This is a genomic window from Streptomyces sp. NPDC008121, assembly GCF_042957155.1.
GTDB lineage: Bacteria > Actinomycetota > Actinomycetes > Streptomycetales > Streptomycetaceae > Streptomyces.
In genome coordinates this window covers 217,885-244,163 of record NZ_JBIBHT010000006.1, presented here as the reverse complement: position 1 = coordinate 244,163, position 26,279 = coordinate 217,885, and the positions used below count along the sequence as shown (strand labels likewise).

The following is a 26,279-nucleotide window of genomic DNA, read 5'->3' as shown; positions in this document are numbered from 1 at the left end:
GTCAGCGGCCCTGCCACTTCGGGGGCCGCTTCTCCGTGAAGGCCGCGTGGAACTCCGCGTAGTCCTCCCCGTTCATGAGCAGCGCCTGCGTGGCGGCGTCGAGTTCGACGGAGGCGGCGAGGGGCATGTCCAGCTCGGCCGTCAGGAGCGCCTTCGTCTGCGCGTAGGCGAGGGCGGGGCCGTCGGCGAGGCGCCGGGCGAGCTCGGCGGCCCGGGCATCGACGCCGCCTTCCTCGGTGAGTTCGCTGAGCAGGCCGATGCGTTCCGCCTCGGGGGCCCGGACGGGCTCGCCGAGCATCAGCAGCCGGGTGGCGTGCCCGAGTCCGACGACCCGCGGCAGCAGGTACGCGGCCCCCATGTCGCCGCCCGAGAGGCCGACCCGGGTGAAGAGGAAGGCGAAGCGGGCGCTGGGGTCGGCGATACGGAAGTCGGCGGCGAGGGCGAGGACCGCGCCCGCCCCTGCGGCGACGCCGTGGACGGCGGCGATCACCGGGAACGGGCACTCGCGGATCGCGCGCACGACCTGACCGGTCATCCGGTTGAAGTCGAGCAGCTGGGCCGTGTCCATGGAGAGGGTCGCGCCGATGATCTCGTCCACGTCCCCGCCCGAGCAGAAGCCGCGCCCCTCACCGCCGAGGACGAGGGCGCGCACGGCACGCTCCCGGGACAGCTCGGCGAGGAGGTCCCTCAGGTCGGCGTAGGCGCCGAAGGTGAGGGCGTTCAGCTTCTCGGGGCGGGCGAGCGTGACGGTGGCGACCCCGTCGTCGATGTCCAGGCGCAGATGCCGCCAGTCGTCGGTGCGGGGTGCGGAACCGGTGAAAGGGCTCATACGGGACGGCCTCCCTCAGCGCGCGTGTACACGGCATCACCGAGGGAACCTTATCACTGATATGTGACTGTCGTCATGAACGCGCAACAAGACGGGCGTCGGTACGCCACCGGGCGAAGGTCCCGCGCTCGGGCGACATCAGGTCCACGCCCTCCCGGGCGTCCGCCTCTGGCGACCCGTTTTTGACTTCGTAAGGTTGAAAGTAAGACGTTTAGACCACGTGCGTTCCGCGCCCGGACCACGTGCGCGCTCCCCGCCCGCTCCCCCGCTGTCAGCCTTCCAGCCCGAACGGACCCGCCGTGTTCCCAGCCCCCGGCCCCGGCCCCGCCTGCTGGCGCATCGAGCTGCCGCACACCACGGCCGCCGTCCCGATCGCCCGCGCGCTGATCCGTACCGCGATGGCGGAGCTCGACGCCCGCGCCGACAGGGACACGGCCGAGCTCCTGACCGCCGAACTGGTGGCGAACGCCGTCGAGCACACGGACGACGAGGACCCCATCGAGCTGGTCGTGGAGCTGCTGCCCGGCGGCTGCCAGGTCGAGGTGCACGACCGGCGCCCGATGGGGCCCGGAGAACTGGCCTGTCCGGGGCCGGGCGAGGAGCCGGATCCCTGGCAGGAGCACGGCCGGGGTCTGCTGCTGATCCGCGCCTTGAGCAGTGACTGCGGGCACCGCCCGACGCCCGAGGGGAAGGCGGTCTGGTTCACGCTTCCGGCGCTGCCGCGGCAGCGCCGCCCCGAGGAGGGGTGAGCGTACGCACGGGAAGTGGTGCGGGCATGCACCGTGCCTCCCGTGGGGAGCCGGGAGGTGCGGTGCGGCTCACTCCCGCGAGCGACGCGAAGGAGGGCCGGCGCGGCCCGTCTCCCGAGGAGGGGAGAGCGGAGAACCGCCTACCGACACCCTGCCATTCGACGCCCCCGGCGGAACAGAGGTGTGCACGAAGATCGTGCGGCATATGCGGAGGCGATGGGGTGAGGTACGCCGAGGTGCGGCCGAGAGACCGCCGAACCCGGGGCCCAGACACCGCCGAGGCACGACAAGGACACCGCCGAACCCGCCGGCTAACGACCGCTGCCGGAGCCCGCCAGCGTGGCGACCAGGACGGCCTTGATGGTGTGCATGCGGTTCTCGGCCTCGTCGAAGACCACGGAGTGCTCGGACTCGAAGACCTCGTCGGAGACCTCCAGCTCGGTCAGACCGTGCCGGGCGTAAATGTCCCGCCCGACGACCGTGCCGAGGTCGTGGAAGGCGGGCAGGCAGTGCAGGAACTTCACGGCCGGGTTCCCGGTGGCGCGCAGGACGTCCATCGTGACCGCGTACGGGGAGAGGGCGGCGATCCGCTCGTCCCAGACCTCCTTGGGCTCACCCATGGACACCCACACGTCGGTGGCGACGAAGTCGGCGCCGCGCACCCCCTCGGCGACGTCCTCGGTCAGGGTGATCGTGGCGCCGCTCGTCTCGGCGAGCTTGCGGGCGCGGGCGACGACCTCGTCGGCCGGCCAGTAGCTCGCGGGGGCGACGATACGGACGTCCATGCCGAGCAGGGCCCCGGTGATCAGGTAGGAGTTGCCCATGTTGAAGCGGGCGTCGCCGAGGTAGGCGAAGGCCATCGCGTCCAGCGGCTTGTCCGCGTGCTCGGTCATGGTGAGGACGTCGGCGAGCATCTGGGTGGGGTGCCAGTCGTCCGTCAGGCCGTTGTAGACGGGGACGCCCGCCGAGACGGCCAGCTCCTCGACGTTCGCCTGGCTGTCGCCCCGGTACTCGATGGCGTCGAACATCCGGCCGAGGACACGGGCGGTGTCCCGCACCGACTCCTTGTGCCCGATCTGCGATCCCGACGGGTCGAGGTAGGTGGTGGAGGCCCCTTGGTCGGCGGCGGCGACCTCGAAGGCGCACCGGGTCCTGGTCGAGGTCTTCTCGAAGATCAGGGCGATGTTCCTGCCGCGCAGCCGCTGGACCTCGGCGCCCGCCTTCTTCGCCGCCTTCAGCTCGGCGGCCAGGGCGATCAGACCGCGGAACTCCTCGGCGGTGAAGTCCAGCTCCTTGAGGAAGTGGCGGCCGATGAGGTCAGTGGCCATGGGGGCGCTCCTGTATTCGCGAACGGGGACGGCGACGGTTGACGATGGAAGTCTATACGTAGGCCAGTATTCCTATACAGTGATGCGGGCCACTGAACCGGCTCCCCTCCCACCTGGCTCCGTCGGCCCGGGGCCGTCGGTATGCCGCCCGGGGCCCGCCGTCACACAGCGTCACGGTACGCCGCCGGGCCCGCCCTCACACGGCGTCCCGTAGCGTCAGGGCATGCCGTCAAGGCCCGCCGGGCGACGCCGGCCCAGCCCGGGATCGGGTCGTCCCCGAGCACGGGGACGGGCTCGCCCTCGTCACACGGCGTCCCGCTCCACCGGGCAGCTCATGCAACGGGGGCCGCCCCTCCCCCGCCCCAGCTCGCTGCCCGGGATCTCGATCACCTCGATGCCCTGCTTGCGAAGATGGGTGTTGGTGGTGACGTTCCGCTCGTACGCCACCACCACCCCCGGTTCCACCGCGAGGACGTTGCAGCCGTCGTCCCACTGCTCGCGCTCCGCCGCGTGGACGTCCTGGGTCGCCGTGAGGACCCGGATGTCCTGCAGACCGAGCGCCGCCGCGATCGCGCTGTGCATCTGCTCCGGCGGGTGGTCGGTGACCCGGAGCGACTGGCCCTCGTCGCCCGGCTCGATCGTGTACGAGCGGAGCATGCCGAGCCCCGCGTACTGCGTGAAGGTGTCGTGGTCGACCATCGTCATCACGGTGTCGAGGTGCATGAACGCGCGCCGCTTCGGCATGTCGAGCGCGACGATCGTCCGCGCCGAGCCGGCGGCGAACAGGCCTCGGGCCAGCATCTCGACCGCCTGCGGGGTGGTCCGCTCGCTCATGCCGATCAGGACCGCGCCGTTGCCGATGACCAGGACGTCGCCGCCCTCGATCGTCGAGGGGTAGTCGGCCTGCCCCTCCGACCAGTGGTGGAACGCCCCGGCCGCGGGGCCGGTGAACAGTGGGTGGTGCTTGTAGATCGCCTCGAAGTGGACCGTCTCGCGCTGGCGGGCGGGCCAGCGCATGGCGTTGATGGAGACGCCGTCGTAGATCCAGGCGGAGGTGTCGCGGGTGAAGATGTGGTTCGGCAACGGCCCGAGGATGAAGTCGTCCAGGTCCATGACGTGGAACCGCACCGAGGTCGGTTCCCGGTGCGCGGCCAGGAACTCACGCTTCGTCATCCCGCCGACGAGCGCTTCGGTGAGCGCGGCCGGTGGGAGAGCGTCGAAGGCGGCGCGCAGATGGTCGGCGGCGGCCGGTCCGTACTCCTTCTCGTGGAACACCCGGTCCAGTACGAGCGAACGGGCCTCGGGCAGCTCCAGCGCCTCCCGCAGCAGATCGCCGAAGAGGTGCACCTCGACCCCGCGGTCCCGGAGGACGTCCGCGAAACCGTCGTGCTCATGGCGGGCCCGCCGCACCCACAACACGTCGTCGAAGAGGAGGACGTCCCGATTGGTGGGTGTGAGCCGCTTCAGTTCCAGATCGGGCCGGTGCAGGATGACGCGGCGCAGCCGCCCGGTCTCGGAGTCGACATGGAATCCCATTCCCCCATCCTGACGGAGCGAACCGCCGTACGCCGTCTCCGCGACGAGATACCGGCGAATACCCGCTCCTGGGGGCGGGGGCGGCCGGCGGTCCAGGGACGGCGGGGCCGGTCACCGGTGGCGGTCACCGGTGACCGGGGCGGAGGCGGGGCCGACTCGTCGTCCCTGGGCCGCCGGCCCGCCTCCGCCCCGCCTCCGCCCCGCCTCCGCGCCCGGTTCACAACCGCGGATCCACCGGCTCCGATTCCAGCGCGAGCACGGCGAACACGGCCTCGTGCACCCGCCACAGCGGCTCCCCTTCCGCCAGCCGATCCAGCGCCTCGAGCCCGAGGGCGTACTCGCGCAGGGCCAGCGAGCGCTTGTGGCCGAGGAAGCGGTTGCGCAGGCGCTCCAGGTTCTCCGGGCGGGTGTACTCCGGGCCGTAGATGATCCGCAGGTACTCCCGTCCCCTGACCTTCACGCCCGGCTGGACCAGCCGGCCGTCGCCGCCCCGGACCAGCGCCGCCAGCGGCTTGACGACCATGCCCTCGCCGCCGGCCGCCGTCATCTCCAGCCACCACTCGACACCGGCCCGCACCGACTCCTCGTCGCCCGTGTCGACGATCAGCCGGCGCGTGACCTGGAGCAGGCCGGTCGGGTCGTGCTCGACCAGCCGGTCCAGCCACCCGAGCTGCTCGTCGTGCGGCACGGCCGCCAGCGAGCGGCCCCGCACGGCGAGGACCTGGAACGGCGCGAAACGCACCCCGTCGAGCCCTTCGGTCGGCCAGCAGTAGCGGCGGTACGCCTCGGTGAACGCCTCCGCGTCCGCCGCCCGTTCCCGCTGCTTGGACAGGAGCGCCTCGGTCTCGCCGCCGATGCCCCGCGCCACGGCCCGCTCCAGCGCGCCGAGCGCGCTGGGGAAGACGGCGCGCGAGGCGGCGCCGACGGCCGCGTACTGCGAGCGCAGCAGCCCGGCCGACTTCAGCGACCACGGCATCAGTTCGCCGTCGAGGAGCAGCCAGTCCGTGTCGAACTCGTCCCAGAGTCCGGCGGCCGAGACGGCGGTCCGCAGCCGGTCCAGGACCTGCTCGGTCACCGAGGGATCGTCGAAGAACGGCCGTCCGGTGCGGGTGTGCAGCGAGCCGGTCGCCCCCTCCACGCCGAACCGCTCCCGTGCGGCCTCCGCGTCCCGGCAGACGAGCGCGACGGCCCGCGAGCCCATGTGCTTCTCCTCGCACACGACCCGCTCGACCTTGTCGCCGGCGTACTGCGCGAACGCCTCCGCCGGGTGCTCCAGATAACCCTCCGCCTTCGAGGTCGCGGTCGGCGCCATCGTCGGCGGGAGGTAGGCGAGCAGCCGAGGGTCGACGGCGAACCGGCTCATGACCTCCAGGGCCGCCGCGGCGTTCTCCTCCCGCACGGAGACGTTGCCCATCCGCCGGGTCTCCACGACCCTGCGGCCGTGCACGTCGGCCAGGTCGAGCGGACGTCCCTGGTGCCCGCCGGGCGCCTCGGTCGCCAGCGGCCTGGCCGGCTCGTACCAGACCTTCTCCGCCGGTACGTCCACGAGTTCGCGCTCCGGCCAGCGCAGCGCGGTCATCTTCCCGCCGAAGACGGCGCCCGTGTCGAGGCAGATGGTGTTGTTGATCCAGGAGGTGTTCGGCACGGGGGTGTGGCCGTAGACGACGGTCGCCCGGCCGCGGTACTCCTCCGCCCACGGGTAGCGCACGGGCAGCCCGAACTCGTCGGTCTCGCCGGTGGTGTCCCCGTACAGCGCGTGCGAACGCACCCGGCCGGAGGTACGGCCGTGGTACTTCTCCGGCAGACCGGCGTGGCAGACGACCAGCCGGCCCTCGTCGAGGACGTAGTGGCTGACGAGTCCGTCGATGAACCGGCCGACCTCCGTGCGGAACTCCTCGCTCTCGTGTCCGAGCTGCTCGATGGTCTCGGCGAGGCCATGGGTCTCCTGGACCTTGCGGCCCTTGAGCCAGCGACCGAGCTTGTTCTCGTGGTTTCCGGGCACGCAGAGCGCGTCGCCGGCCGCGACCATGCCCATGACGCGGCGCAGGACGCCCGGGCTGTCGGGGCCCCGGTCGACGAGGTCGCCGACGAAGACGGCCGTCCGTCCCTCGGGGTGGTGGCCGTCCACATAGCCGAGCTTGGCGAGCAGGGTCTCCAGCTCGGAGCGGCAGCCGTGGATGTCGCCGATGATGTCGAAGGGGCCGGCGAGGTGCCGCAGGTCGTTGAACCGCTTCTCCCGTACGACCTCGGCCGCCTCCACCTCCTCGACGCTGCGCAGCACATGGACCTTGCGGAAGCCCTCGCGCTCCAGACCGCGCAGCGAACGGCGCAGTTCGCGGCGGTGGCGCTGGACGACGTGGCGTCCCATGTCCGCCCGGTCGGGGCGGGCCGCGTTGCGCGCCTGGCACACCTCCTCGGGGACGTCGAGCACGATCGCGATCGGCAGGACGTCGTACTGGCGCGCCAGCTGGACGAGCTGGCGCCGGGACTCCTGCTGCACGTTGGTGGCGTCGACGACGGTCAGCCGGCCGGCTTCCAGTCGCTTGCCCGCGATGTAGTGCAGGACGTCGAAGGCGTCGCGGCTGGCGCTCTGGTCGTTCTCGTCGTCGGCGACGAGCCCGCGGCAGAAGTCGGAGGAGACGACCTCGGTCGGCTTGAAGTGGCGCCGGGCGAAGCTCGACTTGCCGGAGCCGCTGGCACCGATCAGGACCACGAGGGACAGGTCGGTGACGGGCAGCGTGCGGACGGTGTCGGTCATGCCGTGTCCTCCTTCGTGATGGTCCGGGTGTTCCGGCTGTCATGGTCGGTCGTGCGGTCGCTGTCGGTCTTGTCGTCGGGGTCGGTCTTGTCGTCGGCGTCGGTCCTGACGCCCCGGCCGGCCGTCCGGGTGTCGTTCGTCTCCTGCGAGAAGACGGCCATCTGGGTGGGCGGACCGACCTCCGGGTCGTCCGGCCCGACCGGGCTGAACTCGACGGTGTAGCCGTACTGTTCCGCCACGCCGGCCGCCCAGTCGCGGAACTCCTTCCGGGTCCATTCGAAGCGGTGGTCGCCGTGCCGGACGTGTCCGGCGGGCAGCGTTTCCCAGCGGACGTTGTACTCGACGTTGGGGGTGGTCACGATGACCGTGCGGGGCCGGGCCGAGCCGAACACGGCGTACTCCAGCGCCGGCAGCCGCGGCAGGTCGAGGTGCTCGATGACCTCGCTCAGCACCGCCGCGTCATAGCCCGTCAGCCGCTTGTCGGTGTACGCGAGCGAGCCCTGGATCAGCTTCACCCGGCCGGCCTGCCGCTCGCCGAGCCGCTCCAGCCTGAGCCGGCGCCCGGCGATCGTCAGCGCCCGTACGGACACGTCGACGCCGACGATGTCGGTGAAGCGCACGTCCTTGAGGAGCGCCTGCACCAACTGGCCCTGTCCGCATCCGAGGTCGAGTACCCGGGCCGCGTCGGCGGACCGCAGCGCGGCGAGGATCGCCTCGCGCCGCTGCTCGGCGAGCGGCACCGGCCGCTCGTCGGTGTCCGTCGTCTCGTCGACGGCGTTGTCGACCTCGTCGACGTCCACGCCCTCGCTCTCGGCCAGCCGCACCAGCTCCAGACGCTCCATCGCCTCACGGGTCAGGCTCCAGCGGCGGGAGAGATAACGGCTGGTGATCAGCTTCTGCTCGGGGTGCTCGGCGAGCCAGCCGTCACCGGCGCGCAGCAGCTTGTCGACCTCGTCCGGCGCCACCCAGTAGTGCTTGGCGTCATCGAGCACCGGCAGCAGGACATAGAGCTGGTTGAGCGCGTCGGCGAGCCGCATCTCCCCTTCGAGGACGAGCCGCACATAGCGCGAATCGCCCCACTCGGGGAACGCGGTGTCGAGCGCCACCGGCTCCGCCTCGACCGTGTCCCAGCGCGGCGCCCCGCCCCCGCCCCCGCCCTCGACGGCCGGGCGGAACAGCTTGCGGACCAGTTCGGCGCCTCCCCCACGGGCCGGGAGGGCCGGGATCTCGATGCGCAGCGGCAGCGGCTCGGCGGCCCGCTCGGGCATCGCCTTGCACGCCCCGCGCAGGGCGCTCTTGAAGACGGTGGCGAGCGCGACCGCGAGCAGCGAGGACGCGGCATAGGGCCGGTCGTTCACATACTGCGCGAGCGCCGAGTCGGGGGCACCGCCCCGGCCCTTGCCCTTGCCGCGCCGCACCAGCGCCACCGGGTCCACCTCGAGGAGGAGGGCGGCGGTGCACCGTTCGACGGACGCCTCGGGGTAGAGGACGTGAGCCGTGCCGTGCGAGGTCGAGAACGTCTGCGCGTGGTCGGGATGCTTGTGCAGCAGAAAGCCCAGATCGGTCGCGGGACGTTCATGGGTGCCGGTGGTACTGATCGTCAGGAACACACGTCCGAGTATGGTCCGCCACCGCCCCCGCGACCAGGCATTTTCCTCAGGGCCGGGGCGCCACGGCGGCGGCCAGCCCGGCGATCCGGTCGGGCCCGACGCGGCAGCAGCCACCCAGGAGCCGCGCCCCGGCCGCCGGCCACTCCCGCATCGACTCGGCGTCGAAGGTGACGGGCCCGCGCCAGCCCCGCGCCCGCGCGTCCCACCGCTCCCCGCTGTTGGGGTAGACGACCACCGGCTTCCCGGTCGCCGCGGCGACCGGAACGGCCCGGGCGGCGTCCTCCGGCTCGCAGCAGTTGACCCCCACCGCGACCACCTGGTCGTTGCCGGCCGCGAGCGCGAACGCCTCCGTCAGCCCCTGCCCGGCCCGGGTCCGCTCTCCGTCGATGGTGTACGAGAGCCACACCGGCACCCCGCACCCCTCGACCGCCCGCAGCAGCGCTTCGGCCTCGTCGGTGTCGGGCACCGTCTCCACCGCCAGCACGTCGGGTCCGGCCGCCACGAGCGCCTCGACCCGCGGCCGGTGGAACCGCTCCAGCTCCCGGACCGACAACCCGTACCGTCCCCGGTACTCACTGCCGTCGGCGAGCATCGCCCCGTACGGCCCCACGGACCCGGCGACCCACACCTGCCGTCGCCGCACCCCCGCGGCCGCCCCGCTCTCCTCCGCCTGGGCAGCGTCGGCGGCCTCCCGCGCCAACTCCACGCTCCGGGCGAAGAGCCGCGCCGCTCCCGCCCGGTCGAACGCCCGCCGGGCGAAGCCCTCGAAGGTGGCCTGGTAGCTGGAGGTGATCAGCACCCGAGCACCGGCGCGGACGTACGCCGTGTGCGCGGCCTCGATCTGCTCGGGCCCGTCGGCGAGCAGCCGTGCCGACCACAGTGCGTCGGAGAGGTCGCAGCCCTGCGCCTGGAGCTGGTTGGAGAGGCCCCCGTCGAGGACGAGCACCTCCGCGGCCAGCGCTTCGGCCAGAGAGCGGCCCCGCCCCGGGCCCGGCCCCGGCTCCGGTTCCGGCCTCGGGTACGAGTACGGGTCCGGCTCTGGCGTGGCGGTCATGACGGTGTCCTCCCTGCCGTCCTCCCCCTACGGTCACGTCCCTGCTGTTGCTTCCCCCTTCGTTTACTCCTTCCGGTCGGTGAGCTGCGACTGGACCTGGGAGGAGATCAGCTCCAGGTGGTCCAGGTCGTCCAGGTCGAGGACCTGGAGGTAGATCCGGGACGCCCCGATCGCGCCGTACCGGCCGATCTTGTCGACGACCTCGGCGGGAGAGCCGGCCAGACCGTTGGCCTTGAGCTCCTCCACCTCGCGCCCGATGGCCGCGGCCCGGCGGGCGACCTCGGCGTCATCCCTACCGACACACACCACCAGCGCGTTGGAGTACACGAGGTCGTCGGCGGGACGGCCGGCCGCCTCGGCCGCGGCGCGGACGCGGCCGAACTGCCGGTCACTGTCCTCCAGCGAGGCGAACGGGATGTTGAACTCGTCGGCGTACCGCGCGGCCAGCCGCGGGGTGCGGGTCGCACCGTGTCCGCCGATGAGCACCGGAACCTTGGACTGCGCCGGCTTCGGCAGCGCCGGTGAATCGGTGAGCTGGTAGTACTCCCCTTCGTACGAGAACTTCTTGCCGACCTCCGTGCCCCACAGCCCGGTGACGATCGCCAGCTGCTCCTCGAGCCGGCCGAACTTCTCCTTGGGGTACGGGATTCCGTAGGCCCGGTGCTCTTCCTCGAACCAGCCCGCGCCCAGGCCCAGTTCGATTCGGCCGCCGGACATCTGGTCGACCTGGGCGACCTGGATGGCCAGGACTCCCGGAAGCCGGAAGGTGCCCGCGGTCATGAGGGTGCCGAGGCGGATCCGCCGGGTCTCCCGGGCCAGACCGGCCAGGGTGATCCAGGCGTCGGTCGGCCCGGGCAGACCGTCGCCGGAGCCCATGCTGACGTAGTGGTCCGAGCGGAAGAAGGCGTCGAAGCCGAGGTCCTCGGTCGCCTTGGCGACGGTGAGCAGGGTGTCGTAGTCGGCCCCTTGCTGGGGCTCGGTGAAGATTCGAAGATCCATGCCTCCATCCTGCACCTTCGGGTGGCCTGTCAACCGGTACGTCAGCAGGCGGTCTCCACGTGCCCGGGCGGGTGAATATCCCCTTTCCGGCCTGCCACGGCCCACCGGGCCAGTGACCGTGGCCCGGCACCCGTCGTTGCCCGGGCGGAGCCGGACCGCCCGGCCCGCGCGCCGGCGGCCCCTGTCGGCGCGTCGTTCTCACGTGTGGTCCCTCCTTGCCGGAGGGGCCTGGGCCGAGGAGGCCGCCATGTCCCAGGAAGCCGCTCCCGAACGGACGACGCCCGAGCAGCCGGCGCACCCGTCCGTCCCCGAGCAGAAGGGCACCGGCGCCCCCAAGGGCCTGCTCCAGCAGATGGAGGAGCTGATGGCGGCGCTGACCGCCGACCTCTCTCGACTGGACGCCGACCTGCAGTCTTCCGCGGACCGCCAGGAAGGACAGGAGAGTCCGGAGAGCCGGCGAGGCGCCCAGGAGACGCGGAATCCCGCGGACGGCCCGGCCGACGGACCCGCCGCGCCCCCTCGGGCCGGCGGCCTCTCCTTCTGACCCCTCCCTCACCTCCGGCCCGCCGTACCGACGTGCTCGTTCCAGCCCGCCCGGTCCCCGTCCCCGTCCCCGTCCATCCGACCGGGCCGGCCTGCCTGACGGCGCTCCGGCCGCCCCTGACCAAACGGGGCGTCGCCGCCCGCCCGGACAGCGGTGGCCGTGGCCGTCGCGACACTCCCGCGCCCGACGTCTCCGGGAAGGACCGCCGCTCTCGCGACCCCGGTCGCCCCCTGCCGCGTCCCTGCACACCCCTCTCCGGCGCCCCGCGTTCACGGTGAGCCCGCCATCGGTCCCGTCCGACCGCGGGCCGGGTCGGGCGGCCGGTCCCGGTCGCGCACGGCGATCCGGCGCAGCATCCCGCAGACCCGGTCGTTCGACTCGTCGGCGGCGTCGATCGCCTCGATGCACTGCCAGTACAGGCCCTCCTCGTCCGTGGCACAGGCCACCCCGACGAGGGCGATCCCCACCTCTCCGAGCAGGGCGCTCAGCGCCGTCAACGCCGCGCAGGCGTTACCGACTTCGGTGAGCTGGGTGGCTCTGAGGCCGCCCGCCCGCAACACGGGATGGTCGACCGTCCCGCGCACCCCGCCGATCTCACTGAGTCCGCGCGCCTCGCCCCGCAACTCCAGCGGTCCGCTGAGCGCGAGATGGCTCCCTATCGCCTGGGCGAGGGCCTGGGTCTGCCAGGCCTCCGCCACGATGTCCAACGCCGTCCGGCTCTGCGCCAGCGCGTGCCTGCCGGTCGCGATGAGTCGCTCCGCTTCCATGTCCGCGGCCCCCGTTCGTACGACTTACTGCCCACTCATTCATTACCCAGAGTGAATGACCCTGAGCCCAAACTCCAGAGGAATTCGGAAATCTGTGGACAGGAAGCTCGGCAGGGCGAAGCCGATCACTCCGAAGAGTGACGATCACCCTCTTCGACAGCGCGCCCGGCCCGTCCCGGCGGTCGGCCGACGGGGAAACGCAGTTCGTTGCGGTCGATCTTGGCCGCCAGCGCGGCGAGCGGATCGACGCCGAGGGAGCCGCAGAACTGGAGCAGATACGCCAGTACGTCCGCTACCTCGTCGGCGACCCGGTGCGCCGACTCCGGGTCCTCCATCACCCGGTCCGCCTCCTCGGGGGTCAACCACTGGAAGATCTCCAGCAGTTCGGCCGCCTCCACGCTCAGCGCCGCCGCCAGGTTCTTCGGCTTGTGGAACGGCTGCCACTCCCGCGAGGCGGCGAACTCGGCCAGCCTGCGCTGCAATCCCGCTACATCCAGTTCACTCACGGCTCCAGGTCTACCACCGACACCCCGGGCGTCTCCCGGGCTTCCGCCGCGGCCGCCTCCCCGATCGTTCCGACGAGCCGGATGTGGCCGTCGGCGCAGATGTCGGCGGCGAGTCCGAGCAGCGCCCGCACCTGGCGCCGGTCGAGGCCCCGGTCGACGCCGTCGACGAGAACGGACAGGGTCTTCATCGCGTCGGGAACCTCGGCGAGTTGGTCCATGGCGAGCACGCCGGGACCGGTGAGCAGGACGAGTGCGAGGGCCAGATAGCGCAGTTCGCCGTCGCCGAGCCTGCCCAGCGGAGTCGCGGCCAGGAGCCGCGCCGCCTCCGGTGAGCCCTCCGCCCCTCCCCTCTCTTCCGTCGGGGCCGCCCCCTCTGTCCGCTGGAAGTCCGCGGTCCTGGCCGCCCGTTCCAGTACGGCTCGTACGGTGTCGTCGGGCAGCTCCTCGACGCCGAGCCCGGTCACCGGCCCGGCGCAGCCGGCGCTCGCGATCGCGGCCAGCCTCGCGTGGCGGCGCGGGCAGCCGGTGCGGGTGCGATGGAGGACCTCGGCGAGATTGCCGCAGCCGCGGTGCAGCCGCCCCTCCCCCGTCGGGACGGGTGCCCGCATCCGGCGCGGCTGCGGGTCGCAGGCGAAGACCGAGCGGAGCGCGACCACCACCTGCTCGGCGGCGGCCAGCACCTCCAGTTGCCCCTTCGTCTTGCCGGCCACGCGCAGTGGTAGCAGGGCGGTGCCCAGCAGGTCGTCCGGGAGGGGTGCGCGGGTGACGGGGGTGGCCCCGGCGGTGTGCCATTCGGCCTGGACGGTGCTGCGGCCGGGGTCGCGGAGGGCGGTGGTGAGCAGCGTCCGGCCGCGCCAGGTGAGCCGCTCGCCGACGATGCGGAGTTGGGGCTCGGCCTGCACGGCGACATCGAGATGGACGGGCCCGGCCGGCCCGTCGACGGTGCAGCCGATCCGGAACCCCCGCCTCCCCTGCGCGTCGGAGCGGGCCCGTTCGGGGACGCAGCCGACCGCGTCGGGGAAGGCGGAGGCGAGGTCCTCGCCCGCCCCGAGCCGGGCCAGCGCCTCGAAGGCCCGCAGGGCACTCGACTTTCCGCTCCCGCTCGCTCCCGTGAACAGCGTCACGGGTCCGAGCGGATAGACGGCGCCGCGGTGGGAGGCGAAGGCGGAGAGACGGAGTTCGGTGACGGCGGGGCGGGCGGGCCGCCGGGGGGAGCCCCCGGGGACGTTCCGCGCCACGTCACGCGTGGTGGCCATGGCAGGGGTGGAGACCGCGGCTCGGGACCCGGCGGGGGCGGGGACGCGGGAAGCGGAGGAGGGCGGTGGGGACGCGGGAGTGGCGGAGTCAGGCGTGGGGCTGCCGGAGAAGTCCATGATCGGACGGTACGCAGCCCGTTGTATGACGAACCGTTACGCCGTGATGACCTTCCTACGATCGGGGGACACCGGCCCCCACCTCGTCGTCTTCCGACGTGGCCTCGGCCGTGCCCTCCACCTCGGTGCCGGCGGGGGCCAGCAGGAAGACGTTGCGGTCAACACGGTGCATGCCGCTGCCGAGACCGAAGACGACGCCGCTGCTGAAGTCGAGGATGCGCTTGGCGACATCGGCGTCCGCGCCGGTCAGGTCCAGCAGGACGGGGATCTGGGCGATGAGGTATTCGGCGACCTCTCGGGCGTCGGCGAACACCTGCACGCGCAGGACGATCATGCGGCGCTGTTCGGCGGTCTCGTACTGCTCGGGAAACGCGCGGTGATCCACCCTGGACGGCCATTCGTCACGGCCTCTCAGGGGCACGACCTGGGCCAGGCCCTCCCACTGCTCGTCGGTGACGTCGTACCTCTCGTACCTACTCATGCACCCATCCTCGCGTCCCTCACTCGTTCGGCCCAACAGCGACACGTCACGACTCGGCCACCACCCGTACGGATCCGGCCCCCCGGAATTGTGGCCTTGACCACCTTGGTGGTGATCTTCGAGTCAAACTCCGGCGACGGTGTCCGTCGAGGCATCTCGGATCACGCGCACAACCCCTAACGCTCCGTACACGCCTCTTGACGCTCCGTGGGCGGCGCGAGCAGACTTTCATGCAGGCGGACAACTGTCGCCGAACGTCCTGTTGTCCGCTGTGGCGCCGGTGTCACCGGCGGCCCGGAGCGCCGCGGCCGTGTGGGGGCCACGCCCTCGGCCCCGCTCCGCACAGCTCCTCATCCGAACCCATCCCTCTCCTGACCCGTGCCCGCGTCGGGGCGCGCTGCGGCGCGCCGTGCCGTGCCCGCACGCACTCCACACGTCCCCCTGCCCCCGGTGGGGCACTTCAGCCGTACCACCGCGCATGACCCGCGCCGGCCGACCGGTCGGCGGGCCACCCGGCCACCGGGTCATCCGGCCGACGAAAGGTTCCCATGCACCGCATGCTCCGCCTCACACGCCGAACGAGCGCTCTTCTCACCGCGGTTCTGCTCTGCGTGGGCATACAGCTCGTCGGCTCCCCCGCTCTCGGTGCGGCCGGCGCCGGGGACGTCCGCCTGGTCTCCGCCGAGCGCGCGATCACCGACAGCTGGATCGTCACCCTCGAGCCGGGCACCGCGTCCACCGAAGCGCTCGCCGGCGAGCTGACCCGCCGCGCCGACGGTCGCCTCGTCCACGTCTACCGCACCGCACTTAACGGCTTCGCCGCCGAGATGACACAGGCGCAGGCGCGCGAGCTGGCCGCGGACCCGCGGGTCGCCCGCGTCGAACAAGACGCGAAGGTCACCGTCTCCGGCGAGCAGACGGACCCGCCCTGGGGCCTCGACCGCATCGACCAGCGGCGCCTGCCCCTGAACTACACGTACACCTGGGCCAACGGGGCGCGGAGCGTGCGGCTGTACGTCATCGACACCGGCCTGCGCACCTCGCACCGTGACTTCGAGGGACGTGCCTCCATCGGCATCGACACCATCGACGACGGCCAGAACGGCATCGACTGCCAGGGGCACGGCACCCATGTGGCGGCCACCGCCGCCGGCACCGTCTTCGGTGTCGCGAAACGAGCCCAGGTCATCGGTGTGCGCGTCCTGGACTGCGAGGGATCGGGGTCCCTCTCGGGCGTCATCGCGGGAGTCGACTGGGTCACCGAGAACGCCGTCAAACCGGCGGTGGCGAACATGAGCCTTGGAGGCGGCGTCGATCCCACACTCGACGAGGCCGTGCGGAACTCCATCGCCTCCGGCGTCACCTACGCCGTCGCGGCCGGCAATGGCGACTACCTGGGACGGCCCGAGGACGCCTGCGACATCTCACCTGCGAGGGTCCGGGAGGCCATCACCGTCGGCGCCACCGACGACTCCGACCGGCGAGCCTCCTTCTCCAACTACGGAAGGTGCCTGGACCTGTTCGCCCCCGGCGTCGACATCACCAGCGCGTGGATCGACGACGACACCGCCACGAACACCATCAGCGGCACCTCCATGGCGTCCCCGCACACCGCGGGCGCCGCCGCCCTCTATCTGCACACCCACCCGACGGCGACGCCCGCCGAGGTACGGAACGCGCTCGTCGGGAACGCCACCCGCGGCCGGATCGAGGACGTAGGACCCGGCTCGCCGAACAAGCTCCTCTTCACCCGCTTCTGACCCCGGACGGCTCCGTTGCCACCCGACGCCGGGTGGGCGGGGCGCGGAAGCTGCGCGCCCCGCCCGCCCTCGTCCGGGCGGCGCCCCTCTGGCACCCGGGCGGCGTACGCCACGACAACCTGAGCGACCGACCGTCGTTGTGATCTCCGGCAAGCGGCCCCACCCGTGCGCCTTCTCACCGGGCTCCAGGTCGCCGCACCCCTTCCCCCTCAGTCAGCCCCCACGTACTGGAGTACCACCATGCGCGTCCCGCGCCGCCTCGCCGTCGGCAGCCTCGCACTCGGAGCCGTCCTCGGGCTCACCCTCACCGCACCGTCGGCCGGGGCCGAGCCCGGCGCGAGCGCCGCCCCCGATCCGATCGTGTTCGTGCACGGCTGGAACTCCGACGGCTCCACCTGGAAGACCATGGCCGACCGCTTCGCCGCCGACGGGTGGCCGACCGGCCGCCTCGACCAGTGGAGTTACAACGCCAACCAGTCCAACGCCACCACCGCCTCGCAGCTCGCCCAGGAGATCGACCGCGTTCTCGCCGCCACGGGAGCGGCGAAGGTCGACGTCGTCACCCACTCCATGGGCGGCCTCTCCTCCCGCTACTACACGAAGAACCTCGGCGGCGACGCCAAGGTCGACGCGTGGGTCTCGCTCGCCGGCCCCAACCACGGCACGGACCTCGCCTACTTCTGCGGAGGCGCCGCCTGCGCCGAGATGCGCCCCGGGTCGGCCTTCCTGACCACGCTCAACTCCGGCGACGAGACTCCCGGCGCTTCGCGGTACGCCACCTGGTGGTCTCCGTGTGACAGCGTGGTCAACCCCGACAGCAGCGTGCCGCTGACCGGTGCCGTCAACACCAAGACGGCGTGCCTGGGGCACTCCCAGGTGCACACCGACGCCACTGTCTACGGTCAGGTCAAGGCGTTCGTCGGCTGACCCCTCCCCTGGGCTCCTCGGGCGTACCCGAAGCCACGGCTGACAGGTGCGGCGCGGGGCCGGTCGGTCGGTACTCCCGCGTCAGTGAGGCGTACGAAATCGGCCACGCGCCGTCAGGACGGCGTCAGAGCCGCGTCGGGAGGGCGGACGGCGGGAAAGGCTCCGGTGACGGACGGGCCCGGCCGGCGTCACGGCGACGACCGGGGCCGCTCCCACCGTGCACCGCTCCCAGGGAGAGCCCATGTGTCTGTTCCGGTACGACGACGATCCCGAGCCCGAGAAACCGGCCCCGACCGGGCCGTTGTACGTACCCGTCCGGTCGGGAACCGGCCCGGAGACCGTGATCCGGCTGTTCCGGACGCCGCTCGGCGCGCGGACCGCCGTCGCCTTCACGACCACGGACCGGCTGACCGCGGTCCTGGGAGAGGCGCAGCCGTACATCCGGCTGTCGGAATCGGTCTTGCGCGGGCTGTGCGAGCCGGTCGGCGCGTCCGTGGTCACCCTCGACCCGGCACCGCCGGCTCCCACGGTCCTCGCGGCCCCGCGCCCGCCGGCCGTCCGGCCGGGCCGCCCCGTCCGCGCCCTGCGGGTCGTGTGAGAGAGCCGCAGGCCGCGGCCGGTCGGAAGGGCGGGCTGTTCGAGGCCGGTCACAGGCCCCCGGACACCCGCAGCACCGCGCCGGTGGTGTAGGAGGCGTCGTCCGACAGCAGCCACGCGACGGCGCCGGAGATCTCCTCCGGCCGGCCCGACCGGCCCATCGGGATGTTCGGCGCGATCCGGGCCGGCCGCTGCGGGTCCTCGTGGAAATCGGTCCACACGGTGCCGGGGGCCACGCAGTTGACTCGGATGCCGTCGGCGGCGACCTCCTTGGCCAGGCCGACCGTAAGGGCGTCGACCGCGGCCTTGGTGGCGGCGTAGTGCACGTACTGGCCGGGGCTGCCGAGGGTCGCCGCGGCCGACGAGATGTTGACGATCGCGCCGCCGCCGGTCGCGGTCATACCGCGGACGGCCTGCCGCGCGCACAGGAGGTAGCCGAGCACGTTGACCTCGAGAGCCGTGCGCATCCCCTCGGCGTCCGCGTCGGCGAGCCGGCCGTTGGGGCCGCTCACGCCCGCGTTGTTCACCAGGCCGGTCACCGGCCCCAACGCGTCGGTCGCGGCGCCGAAGAGCCGGTTGACAGCGGCCTCGACGGCGGTGTCGACGGCCACGGCGAGCCCGCGGCCCCCGGCCGCCTCGACCTCGGCCACGACGCCCCGGGCGGCCGCCTCGTCCGTCCGGTACCCGACGACGACGTCGTGCCCCTCCGCCGCCAGCCGTCGACAGATCGCGGCACCGATCCCCCGGCTCCCGCCGGTGACCACGGTGACCTTCCGCTGGCCTCGCATGCTCGTCCTTCCCTCACGCACCACAGTCCACCGCGGTCCACCGCAGTCACCGTCGAGTGCGCGCGTCACATCCGTCAGCAACAGTCGCTCCCCATCCAAACACGGCGGGCGTTCACCGCGGTCGGGCCGGTCAGATGCGGTGGAGAAGGCGCTCGCGGCCGGTCGTCGCGGGCCTGCGCCGCCTCTTCGTAGGACCCGACCACACCTGGCTGGTTCGCGGCGGGCAGCGGTCCCAGATCCTGCGGAAACCCCCTGCGCCCGCTCGCGCTTCTGGCAAGATCCGTCCATGAACACCAAGGGGGACGGGTTCCGTGCCTGGGTGACCGAGCTGGACGATCGCGCACTCCGTGAACTGCTGTGTATCCCGGGAATGTTGACGCTCGTCCCGGGGCTGGTCACGACGGCGAACGGAGTGCCGCCGCGCTTGCGGCGTCGCGAGGTCACGGCGGCACGAACCTGGTTGAGTCGCACGAGCGCGGGCGGCCTCACGTCGATCGCGCAACACGCGGCCGGCTGGGCGATGCACCGCTGGGAGCGGTGTTACGGACATCCGGCAGAGCAGCTGTCGACACTTGACCCGGAGCATCTGCGGCAATGGCTATGCGAGATCGACCCGGTGCTCGCGCACGTCACTCTGTACGGCCTCCTCGACTGCCCCCTGAGCGAGGGCGGTTCCGTCGGGGACCACTGGGACGACCTGTGGGCGGCCGCCTCGACCGCCGGGACCCCGTGCCGGTGCGAGCAGGACGCAGGGCCGTGCCGTCCGCTCGACGAGGCCGAGGCCGAGGGCGCGGCCGAGGGATCAGCTGGTTCGGACGCCGAGGCGGAAGCAGACATGGCACATGTCGTGCAAGGGGAAGAGAGCGACCTGTTGACCCTGGACGTCACCGAGGGCGAGCTGCTCGCGTCGCGCGAGGCGCTCGGCGAAGTGTCGGCGGAACTGAGCCGGGCGTTGGAAGAGGCACGCGCCCTGGTCCAAGAGGGCCGGGCCGTTTCGGGCCGGCTGGACGTGCGGCTGGACGAATGGCGGCAGGCTCGGTCCCGGATCGCGGACAGGCTCGCCGGCAACGGCCGGGCCTGGCCCGGTGAAGCGGGATTCGCCGAACTCGACGAGATCGTCAGGGAGCTGCGCGAGACCGCGGCCCAGCGCGCCGAAGAGCTGCGCATGCTGGGCGCGGACCGCGAGGGCCTCCGCGCGCTCCTGGGCAGGACCGCGTCCGACGCACCGCACCGCATCCCGCTGCAGGAGTCGCTGACCGTGCTGGAAGCGCGCATCGGCGAACTCGCGGCGGCGGTCTCCCCCGTCGGCGCGCCGCCGAACGATCTCCTCCCCACGCCCGGGCCGGCCCGCGCCCTTGAGCCCGAGGAAGTCCCCGAGCCTGCGAGGGCAACGACACCGGAGCCGGAGACCGAGTCGGAGCCGGAGACCGTGTCAGAGCCGGCCCCGGTGCCCAAGGCGGCAGCACCAGACCCGGAGCCTGAGGCTCCGGCCCTGGAACCCGAGCCGACCCCGGAACCCAAGCCGACCCTGGAACCCAAGCCGACCCCGGCTCCCGAGCCGACCCCAGCCCCGGCCCCGGAGCCTGAGGCCGGCCCGGACCCGGAGCAGCACCACGTACCCGCCACGGTCCCGGCGCCCGCCCCGGCCAACACCCCCCGGCCCACGGCCGCCGCGCTCACGCCGCCCGCCCCACCGGCGGCGGCGAAGGCCCCGACACCGCCCGTCGAGCGCGTCCCCCAGCCGAGCCCGGCGTTCACCCCCGGACCGCGCGCGGCAGCCGATCAAGCCCCGCCGTCGGACCGTGCCCGTACGGACGGCTCGGATGCCCCGACGGGCACGGCGTCCGCGGCCGCCGGCCCGGCGGCCCCGCCGAAGCCGCAGTTCCTGCCCTGGAACCCGGTGGCGAGGGGGGACGGCGAGGCCGCGGTGGCCACGCTCATCGGCCAGGGCCGTTTTCAAGAGGCCTACTGGACGACGGTCGGCTCGGCGGAGCTTCCGCACCGCGCCGACTGCCTCGCCTTCGCCGAGGCCGCCTTCGCATGCGGCGACGAAGCGGAGGCCGTGGCCGTCATGACCGGCTTCGACCCGGAGATCCAGCAGCTCCAGGCCGACCGGCCGGCCCTGGTGCTGGCCGCCGTGGCGTCGTTGCGGGCCGGCCTGCTGGCGGGGTGGCCCAACGACCTCCTGATCCAGACGGACCTCTCCTCGACGGTCCCCGGGAACTGGGGCAAGCTCCTGGCGCGGGCCGTCGACGCGCTACGGCGCTACCACCGGCTCGACCTCAGTGCGACGCGCCTGACCACCGCCAGCGTGACGGGACTTACCGCGGATCAGCTCTCCTCCGAGGCCGCCGAGCTGCGGGACGCCCTGCGGCGCCAGCGCATCGGTTACACCCGTGCGACCCAGGTCAGGACCCGTCTCATCGACTCGGACCAGCCCTTGGGGAAGGCACTGGACGGAGTCAGTGCCTGGGCGGCCGGCGCCGCCGGTCCCGGCGACCTCGACCGGATATGGGAGCTCTTCCGCAAGCGCGGCTCGGCGGAACGGATGATCGAGGAAGCGGACGCCGAGATCCGCACCCCGAAGCAGGCGAAGGAACCGATCGAGGCCGCTGCCAAGCGGGCTCTGCTGCGGAGCATCGAGCAGGTTTCCGACCTCCTGACGCGTGCCCGGGCCCTGGCCGCTCCCGTCGTCGACGAACGCGCGGACAACACCACCGGCCTTCGCCACGCTCTGGACCAGGTACGTCACGAAGAACCCCCGCCGGGGGTCGAAGGCGCCGCGCTGCTGCGGCTGCGCTCGTGGCTGCTCGAGGGCGACCGATCCTCCGGCGCCGCCGTCCCGGCACGGGACCTCGACGCCGTACACGCCGTGGACCAGCCGCGGGCGGAGTCCCTGCTCGCCGCCCCGGAGCTGCCCCGGTCGGCCGACGGGGCACCCCTGCCCGACGAGGAGGGCTTCGGGGAGACGGTCCTCACGCTGTTGGAGACGGTGGACGCGCGCGCGGTGCTCCGGAGGTACTTCGAGCGGGGCGACCTGCATCTCGCCGACGCCCTCGTCGCGGCGCTGGAACAGGACCTCGTCCCCTCCCTCCCGACCGGCCTCGACGCCGTACCGCGCGACTGGCGTCAGTTGCGCGATCCGGAGTGGTCGCGATGGAGCCACGTGCACCGGAAGGCCCACGCCGCGGCCGGCGCCCTCCTCGCCGAACTGCGCACGCAGCAGCTCGACATACAGACCGAGCGGGAGCTCGTCGGCCGTCTCGAAGAGCTTGGCCGACCCGAACCGGAAGGCGCCTTCGGACGGGCCTGCGCCGGCATTGCCGCCCTCGAGGGCGAGATGCGGGCGAAGATCCGGGAGTACGTGGAGCACCTCCGCGAAAGCCTCGCCACGCTGCACCCGCCGGCCGAGGAACAGCAGCGCCTCACCTCGCTGCTCGATGCCGGGGACACGGTCACCGCCGAGGAGTGCCTCGCCCTGCTGCGCGAGGGCAAGCCCCTCCCTGACTGGAGCAGTACGGACTCGGGCGCGGAGCTGGAGCGCTTCACTGCCGGCATCGAGCGGTCCGGGGTGCGCAAGTCCGGCGCCCAGGGGTACTCCGCCCGGTCCTGGGCCGACTTCTACCTGGACGGCGAGCCCCTCACCGAGGGGGCGCGGAGCGGGCTGGACTCCTGGGACGCCCTGTGCCGCCCGGCCACCCGGGGCTCGGAGTGGCAGCGCCACATCCCGTCGGTCCTGCGCGTGCTGGGTCTGGAATGCTCGCAGACGCCCGCCCGGGACCAGCGGCACGAGGTGCGCGGTGTCATGCGGCTCACCGCCCGGGCACGGGCGAGCGAATCGGCCCCAGGTTACGTGGCCGCGCTGGGCTCGGCCGCGTCCTCGTACACGATCCTCGTGGTCTCCGACGAACAGCGCGGCCGCAGCCCGCTGGAACTGCTCGACAGCCGCGACTCCGGGGCCTGCCTGATCCTCTATCTGTTTCCGCTGCGACTGAACGGCCGCCGGGAGATGGCCGCCCGCGCGCGGGCGGCCTCCTCCCAACAGGCGCTGGTGGTGGACCCTGCCGTGTTCGGCTGGGTGGCGGCCCGCTCTCCGCGGTCCTTCCGCGCCACTCAGCGGGTGACCCTTCCCTGGACGGCGTACAACCCGTACACCCCGTTCGTGGCCGGGCTCGTGCCGCCGGAGGTCTTCTACGGCCGACAGGAGGAGATCGCCGCTGTCACGGACCCGCTCGGAGCCCTGTTCCTCTACGGCGGGCGCCAGTTGGGGAAGTCGGCCCTCCTGCGCAAGGTGCAGGCGTCGTTCCCGGGCACGCCCGGGCGCAAGGCGATCTACGTCGACCTCAAGGCGCGCGGTGTGGGCGAGGCCGAGCCGGCCGAACGCATCTGGGCGGTCCTCGAGGACGAGCTGAAGCGCGTAGGCGTCCTGAGTGGGAAGGCGGATGTCGCCCACACGCCGGACGACATGCTCGCGAGGGTCGAGAAGTGGCTGGAAGAGAGTCACGACAGGCGCGTTCTGGTACTGGCCGACGAGGCCGATGCCTTCCTGACGGCGGACTCCAAGGCGGTACGCGGCCGGGGCGGGGAAGCCACCTTCTCCAACGTGCTGCGGCTCAAGGGGCTGATGGACCGTACCGACCGCCGTTTCAAGATCGTCTTCGCGGGTCTCCATCAGGTCCAGAGGTTCAGCCACCTGTCCAACGTGCCACTGACGCACGGCGGTCCCGATGTGCTGATCAGCACGCTGAAACCGACCGAGGCGCAACGCCTGGTGGTCGAACCGATGGCGGCCTTCGGGTACCGCTTCGAACGGCCCGAGCTGGTCTGGCGGGTACTCGCCGCGACGAACTACCAGGCGTGTCTGGTCCAGATCTTCTGTGAGCGGCTCGTCGCGGTCCTCCGTGCGAAGTCACTCGCCTCGGCCACATGGCCGCTCTCCGTGTCGGAGGAGGACGTCCGGTCGGTGACGGGATCGGCCCAAGTGCACCGCCACATCGCCGAGCGGCTGCGGATCACCATCAACCTCGAGGACCGCTACCGGGTCCTCGCCCTCGTGATCGCGTTGCGCAGCCAGAAGGACCGCTACCGGTACGGCTACGACGCCGACGAGCTCCTGAGGGCGGCCAGGGAGCGCTGGCGGGACGGGTTCAGTTCGCTCACCGCGAGCGATGTGAAGATCTACTTGGACGAGATGGTGGGCCTGGGCCTGCTCATCCAGCTGGCGGACCCGCGCCTGTACGCCGTGCGCAGCCCGAACGTGGTCAGCATGTTGGGGACCCGGGAAGACCTCGAACTGGAGCTGAGGCAGACCGAATTCGACCTTCCTTACGACTACAACCCGCGCTTTTCACGGCGCTTCGCGGGGGCCGACGGCGGGGGCGTCGCTCGCTACAGTCCGCTCACGGAGCACCAGCTGAACCTGGTGACGGCCCCCGGGGTGGCCGCGGTGTGTCTGACCGATGCGCACGGGCCGGGGCTCGTCAAGCGTGCGGTGGAGTCGTACTCCACGGCACGTGGACTGGACTTCCGGGAAGCCGTCCCCGGCGAATCGCCCCGCGCTCTGACGGAGGGCCGGGGCGCGAGCGCGGGCGGCCGGCCGTGCCTGATCCTGGCCGACGTCCGGGGCAGCGGATCGGCCGAGGTCACCGACTGGACCACGGCCCTGCTCGCCGATGCCTCCCGGCCGGAGAACGGAGCGCCTCACCTGACCGCGGTCCTGCTGGTGGGCCCGGCCGAGCTCGGCCGGAAGGATGAACTCATCACCTGCGTGGTGCGTCCCGAACGGTGGACCGCGGACAGTCTGCGCGCCTGGCCCGAGTGTCCGTTCGACACCCCGGACAAGCGGCGGCGGGTGGTGGAGCTCACCGGTGGATGGCCCCACCTGCTGGAGCGGACCGTACACCGCATCACTCGGGAGGGGTCCACGCTCGAAGCAGCCCTGGAGGACGTGCGGCACTTCATCGGGCGGCCCGATTTCGCCCGCAGACACCTGCAGCAGGTCGGGCTCGACACCCGTCTGACGGAGGTGCTGACCGAGTGGAGTCAGTACCTGAAACCGGGCGAGAAGTGTGCCTACGCCGATATCGCGTCGGTCACCGGGTTGCGGATCGAGGACGTCGGGGCGCTCGTGGGCCGGCTGCTCGACCACGGTGTGCTGGACGACGGGCCGGAAGGCTGTTCGCTGGACCGGATCACGTTCCGGGCGCTTCAGGTCCTCTCGGAACCGGCGTGACTCCCTTGTCCCCTGCGCCCTCCGGGATCGAGATGACCCTGCTGCCCGGAGTCCGACTGTGGACGCGCCGGCTGCTGGGCGACCTGCGGTCGGGGAAGAGCTGCCTGTGCCTGTTCCCCGAGGCACAGGTGTCCGGCACCCCGGCCGCCGCCGAGGCCCTGATCGACGAGCTGCTGCACGAACTGGCGGATTTCGTCCTGGTCCCCGCGCCCGGTGGCGGTGCGGCGCCCGGGGCCCGCGTCCCGGCCCCGCCGCCTGCCGTGCACGGGGACCCGTGGGGCGGCATGGAACCGATCCTGGACTACGACGACGGGCTGTCCGCGTTCTCGACCGTGCGCACGCAGATCGCGGCGGTTCCGCCGGCGCGCACGGCTCCGGCGCCCCACGTCCAGGACGAGGAGCCCGGCTACCCCGGCCTGCCCGACCGGATCGAAAAGGAACTGGGCGGCTCGGCCGGCGACCAGGACTGGAGGCGGACCGGGGTCGAAGGACTCCTCGAACGCCTCACCACCGCCGGCGACCCCCACGCGACACGGGTGATCGTCGTGCGCGGCTGGCAGGAGCCCGCGCCGCCCGATGCGACCGACCTGCTGCGGCGGTTGTCCGCCACGGTCAAAGCGGCCGGCCTGCCTCCGGAACGGCGCCCACGGCTGCTGGTGCTGGCCACCTCGGCGGGCCTGCCCGTGGAACTGCCGGAACAGATCGCCCGCGAGGACATCGGCGTGCACTGGTGGTGGGGCGCCCTGGGCCGTCTGGACACCGCCACCGTCGTCGCCATGGCCAGACCCCGCCCGGCCGGCCCGGCCGCCCGGCACCAGCTCCTCGAAGCGGTCGCACAGGCCACCGTGGTCGAAGTGTGCGGCCCGTTCCTCGAGCTGGCGGCACGGCTGGCGGTCGCGTGGGACGGACTTCCGGACAGCCTTCCGGCGCAACTCCGGCAGCTCACGGTCGGATCGATACCTGACGGGATCCCCGCACCGAGGGGTCGGCGTACGGAACCGACCGCGGCCCCGCTCCATCCCAGCGCGTCGTTGCGTCCCGAGTGGGACCGGGGCACGCTCGAAAGATGGGACGGGCGACTGCGCCGCCTCCCCGACGGCGGAGCCGAACACGACCACGCCGTGCGCACCCGGATCTGGCTCGCCCAGAACCATGCCTTGTTGCCCCTGCTGGACGAAGCCCGCGAGAAGTTCACCGAAGTCATCAGCGCCGGATCGCGCCTGTCGCAAGCCGAGTTCGCCGCGCTCTACGGCCGGGGAAGCGAAATGGAACTCGGTCCGATGTGGCGCGCCTATCTCCAGGGCCACGCACGGCTCACCCAGACGGAGGCCGACCACCTGCGCACCCTCTGGCAGTCCCGCAACAAACTCGCCCACCGCACGGCCCTCAACGACACCGCCTTGAAGGCTCTGGTGCGTGTGTTGTGCCTCTAGGGGGTGTC

19 protein-coding genes are annotated in these 26,279 nt (G+C 72.5%); 7 read left to right on the top strand and 12 right to left on the bottom strand.

The genetic code is table 11. The features are described from left to right. Position 1: 1 nt before the first annotated feature. On the bottom strand, positions 2–829 hold the full coding sequence (locus ACFZBD_RS21495; protein ID WP_391141647.1) for an enoyl-CoA hydratase family protein: 828 nt from the start codon (positions 827–829) through the stop codon (positions 2–4). A gap of 299 nt (positions 830–1,128) precedes the next feature. Between ACFZBD_RS21495 and ACFZBD_RS21490 the strand changes: the two genes are divergently transcribed. Next, entirely contained in the window at positions 1,129–1,578 is a 450-nt protein-coding gene (locus ACFZBD_RS21490) for an ATP-binding protein (RefSeq protein WP_391141646.1), read from the top strand. A gap of 311 nt (positions 1,579–1,889) precedes the next feature. Here ACFZBD_RS21490 and argF read toward each other — a convergent pair whose 3' ends face one another. From argF to ACFZBD_RS21460, 6 genes are all read right to left on the bottom strand, one after another. Then, entirely contained in the window at positions 1,890–2,906 is a 1,017-nt protein-coding gene (argF, locus tag ACFZBD_RS21485; RefSeq protein WP_391141644.1) for an ornithine carbamoyltransferase, read from the bottom strand. Positions 2,907–3,209: 303 nt separating this feature from the next. Then, positions 3,210–4,442: an arginine deiminase gene (locus tag ACFZBD_RS21480; protein ID WP_391141642.1), complete on the bottom strand. Its 1,233-nt coding sequence runs from the start codon at positions 4,440–4,442 to the stop codon at positions 3,210–3,212. A gap of 217 nt (positions 4,443–4,659) precedes the next feature. Beyond that, on the bottom strand, positions 4,660–7,200 hold the full coding sequence (locus ACFZBD_RS21475; RefSeq protein WP_391141640.1) for a polynucleotide kinase-phosphatase: 2,541 nt from the start codon (positions 7,198–7,200) through the stop codon (positions 4,660–4,662). Beyond that, positions 7,197–8,810, bottom strand: a complete 1,614-nt coding sequence (locus ACFZBD_RS21470; protein WP_391141638.1) for a 3' terminal RNA ribose 2'-O-methyltransferase Hen1 — start codon at positions 8,808–8,810, stop codon at positions 7,197–7,199. Before ACFZBD_RS21470 ends, ACFZBD_RS21475 begins: the two co-directional genes overlap by 4 nt. A gap of 46 nt (positions 8,811–8,856) precedes the next feature. Then, positions 8,857–9,864 (bottom strand): homocysteine S-methyltransferase, encoded by a 1,008-nt coding sequence (gene mmuM, locus ACFZBD_RS21465; RefSeq protein ID WP_391141636.1) that lies wholly within the window; start codon positions 9,862–9,864, stop codon positions 8,857–8,859. A gap of 63 nt (positions 9,865–9,927) precedes the next feature. Continuing rightward, on the bottom strand, positions 9,928–10,863 hold the full coding sequence (locus ACFZBD_RS21460) for a TIGR03560 family F420-dependent LLM class oxidoreductase (RefSeq protein WP_391141634.1): 936 nt from the start codon (positions 10,861–10,863) through the stop codon (positions 9,928–9,930). A 247-nt stretch (positions 10,864–11,110) separates the two neighbouring features. Here ACFZBD_RS21460 and ACFZBD_RS21455 point away from each other — a divergent pair, with 247 nt between their 5' ends. After that, positions 11,111–11,407: a hypothetical protein gene (locus ACFZBD_RS21455; protein WP_391142246.1), complete on the top strand. Its 297-nt coding sequence runs from the start codon at positions 11,111–11,113 to the stop codon at positions 11,405–11,407. A gap of 269 nt (positions 11,408–11,676) precedes the next feature. On the opposite strand, the gene ACFZBD_RS21450 is transcribed toward ACFZBD_RS21455, so the two are convergent. The 4 genes from ACFZBD_RS21450 to ACFZBD_RS21435 all read right to left on the bottom strand — a co-directional run bounded on the left by ACFZBD_RS21450 (position 11,677) and on the right by ACFZBD_RS21435 (position 14,534). Beyond that, positions 11,677–12,174, bottom strand: a complete 498-nt coding sequence (locus tag ACFZBD_RS21450) for a DUF6099 family protein (protein ID WP_391141632.1) — start codon at positions 12,172–12,174, stop codon at positions 11,677–11,679. Positions 12,175–12,299: 125 nt separating this feature from the next. After that, the gene (locus ACFZBD_RS21445; RefSeq protein WP_391141629.1) at positions 12,300–12,680 is read right to left on the bottom strand and encodes a MazG-like family protein; all 381 of its coding nucleotides are present in this window, start codon (positions 12,678–12,680) and stop codon (positions 12,300–12,302) included. Beyond that, on the bottom strand, positions 12,677–13,936 hold the full coding sequence (locus tag ACFZBD_RS21440) for an AAA family ATPase (protein ID WP_391141627.1): 1,260 nt from the start codon (positions 13,934–13,936) through the stop codon (positions 12,677–12,679). Before ACFZBD_RS21440 ends, ACFZBD_RS21445 begins: the two co-directional genes overlap by 4 nt. Positions 13,937–14,108: 172 nt before the next feature. Beyond that, entirely contained in the window at positions 14,109–14,534 is a 426-nt protein-coding gene (locus ACFZBD_RS21435; protein ID WP_391141625.1) for a cell division protein SepF, read from the bottom strand. 548 nt (positions 14,535–15,082) lie between these two features. Between ACFZBD_RS21435 and ACFZBD_RS21430 the strand changes: the two genes are divergently transcribed. From ACFZBD_RS21430 to ACFZBD_RS21420, 3 genes are all read left to right on the top strand, one after another. Continuing rightward, positions 15,083–16,294, top strand: coding sequence for a S8 family serine peptidase (locus ACFZBD_RS21430; RefSeq protein WP_391141622.1), 1,212 nt, complete (start codon positions 15,083–15,085; stop codon positions 16,292–16,294). Between the two features lie 240 nt (positions 16,295–16,534). Continuing rightward, positions 16,535–17,221, top strand: coding sequence for an alpha/beta fold hydrolase (locus tag ACFZBD_RS21425; protein WP_391141618.1), 687 nt, complete (start codon positions 16,535–16,537; stop codon positions 17,219–17,221). Between the two features lie 241 nt (positions 17,222–17,462). After that, on the top strand, positions 17,463–17,819 hold the full coding sequence (locus ACFZBD_RS21420; protein WP_391141616.1) for an SAV_915 family protein: 357 nt from the start codon (positions 17,463–17,465) through the stop codon (positions 17,817–17,819). 49 nt (positions 17,820–17,868) lie between these two features. Here the strand turns inward: ACFZBD_RS21420 and ACFZBD_RS21415 are convergent, their stop codons facing one another. Beyond that, complete coding sequence (locus tag ACFZBD_RS21415) at positions 17,869–18,606, bottom strand: SDR family oxidoreductase (RefSeq protein WP_391141614.1); 738 nt, start codon at positions 18,604–18,606, stop codon at positions 17,869–17,871. A gap of 460 nt (positions 18,607–19,066) precedes the next feature. Between ACFZBD_RS21415 and ACFZBD_RS21410 the strand changes: the two genes are divergently transcribed. Together ACFZBD_RS21410 and ACFZBD_RS21405 are read left to right on the top strand one after the other, a co-directional pair. After that, positions 19,067–24,838, top strand: a complete 5,772-nt coding sequence (locus ACFZBD_RS21410; RefSeq protein WP_391141611.1) for a hypothetical protein — start codon at positions 19,067–19,069, stop codon at positions 24,836–24,838. After that, positions 24,835–26,271 (top strand): hypothetical protein, encoded by a 1,437-nt coding sequence (locus ACFZBD_RS21405; protein ID WP_391141609.1) that lies wholly within the window; start codon positions 24,835–24,837, stop codon positions 26,269–26,271. The genes ACFZBD_RS21410 and ACFZBD_RS21405 overlap by 4 nt, the downstream gene beginning before the upstream one ends. Positions 26,272–26,279: the final 8 nt, after the last annotated feature.

Bases quoted from the DNA above. Each gene is read 5' to 3' on its own strand.
- ACFZBD_RS21460 (WP_391141634.1), bottom strand. From the start codon at position 10,863: ATGGATCTTCGAATCTTCACCGAGCCCCAGCAAGGGGCCGACTACGAC.
- argF (WP_391141644.1), bottom strand. From the start codon at position 2,906: ATGGCCACTGACCTCATCGGCCGCCACTTCCTCAAGGAGCTGGACTTC.
- ACFZBD_RS21440 (WP_391141627.1), bottom strand. From the start codon at position 13,936: ATGGCCACCACGCGTGACGTGGCGCGGAACGTCCCCGGGGGCTCCCCC.
- ACFZBD_RS21450 (WP_391141632.1), bottom strand. From the start codon at position 12,174: ATGGAAGCGGAGCGACTCATCGCGACCGGCAGGCACGCGCTGGCGCAG.
- ACFZBD_RS21495 (WP_391141647.1), bottom strand. From the start codon at position 829: ATGAGCCCTTTCACCGGTTCCGCACCCCGCACCGACGACTGGCGGCAT.
- mmuM (WP_391141636.1), bottom strand. From the start codon at position 9,864: ATGACCGCCACGCCAGAGCCGGACCCGTACTCGTACCCGAGGCCGGAA.
- ACFZBD_RS21455 (WP_391142246.1), top strand. From the start codon at position 11,111: ATGTCCCAGGAAGCCGCTCCCGAACGGACGACGCCCGAGCAGCCGGCG.
- ACFZBD_RS21425 (WP_391141618.1), top strand. From the start codon at position 16,535: ATGCGCGTCCCGCGCCGCCTCGCCGTCGGCAGCCTCGCACTCGGAGCC.
- ACFZBD_RS21420 (WP_391141616.1), top strand. From the start codon at position 17,463: ATGTGTCTGTTCCGGTACGACGACGATCCCGAGCCCGAGAAACCGGCC.
- ACFZBD_RS21430 (WP_391141622.1), top strand. From the start codon at position 15,083: ATGCACCGCATGCTCCGCCTCACACGCCGAACGAGCGCTCTTCTCACC.
- ACFZBD_RS21475 (WP_391141640.1), bottom strand. From the start codon at position 7,200: ATGACCGACACCGTCCGCACGCTGCCCGTCACCGACCTGTCCCTCGTG.
- ACFZBD_RS21435 (WP_391141625.1), bottom strand. From the start codon at position 14,534: ATGAGTAGGTACGAGAGGTACGACGTCACCGACGAGCAGTGGGAGGGC.
- ACFZBD_RS21480 (WP_391141642.1), bottom strand. From the start codon at position 4,442: ATGGGATTCCATGTCGACTCCGAGACCGGGCGGCTGCGCCGCGTCATC.
- ACFZBD_RS21415 (WP_391141614.1), bottom strand. From the start codon at position 18,606: ATGCGAGGCCAGCGGAAGGTCACCGTGGTCACCGGCGGGAGCCGGGGG.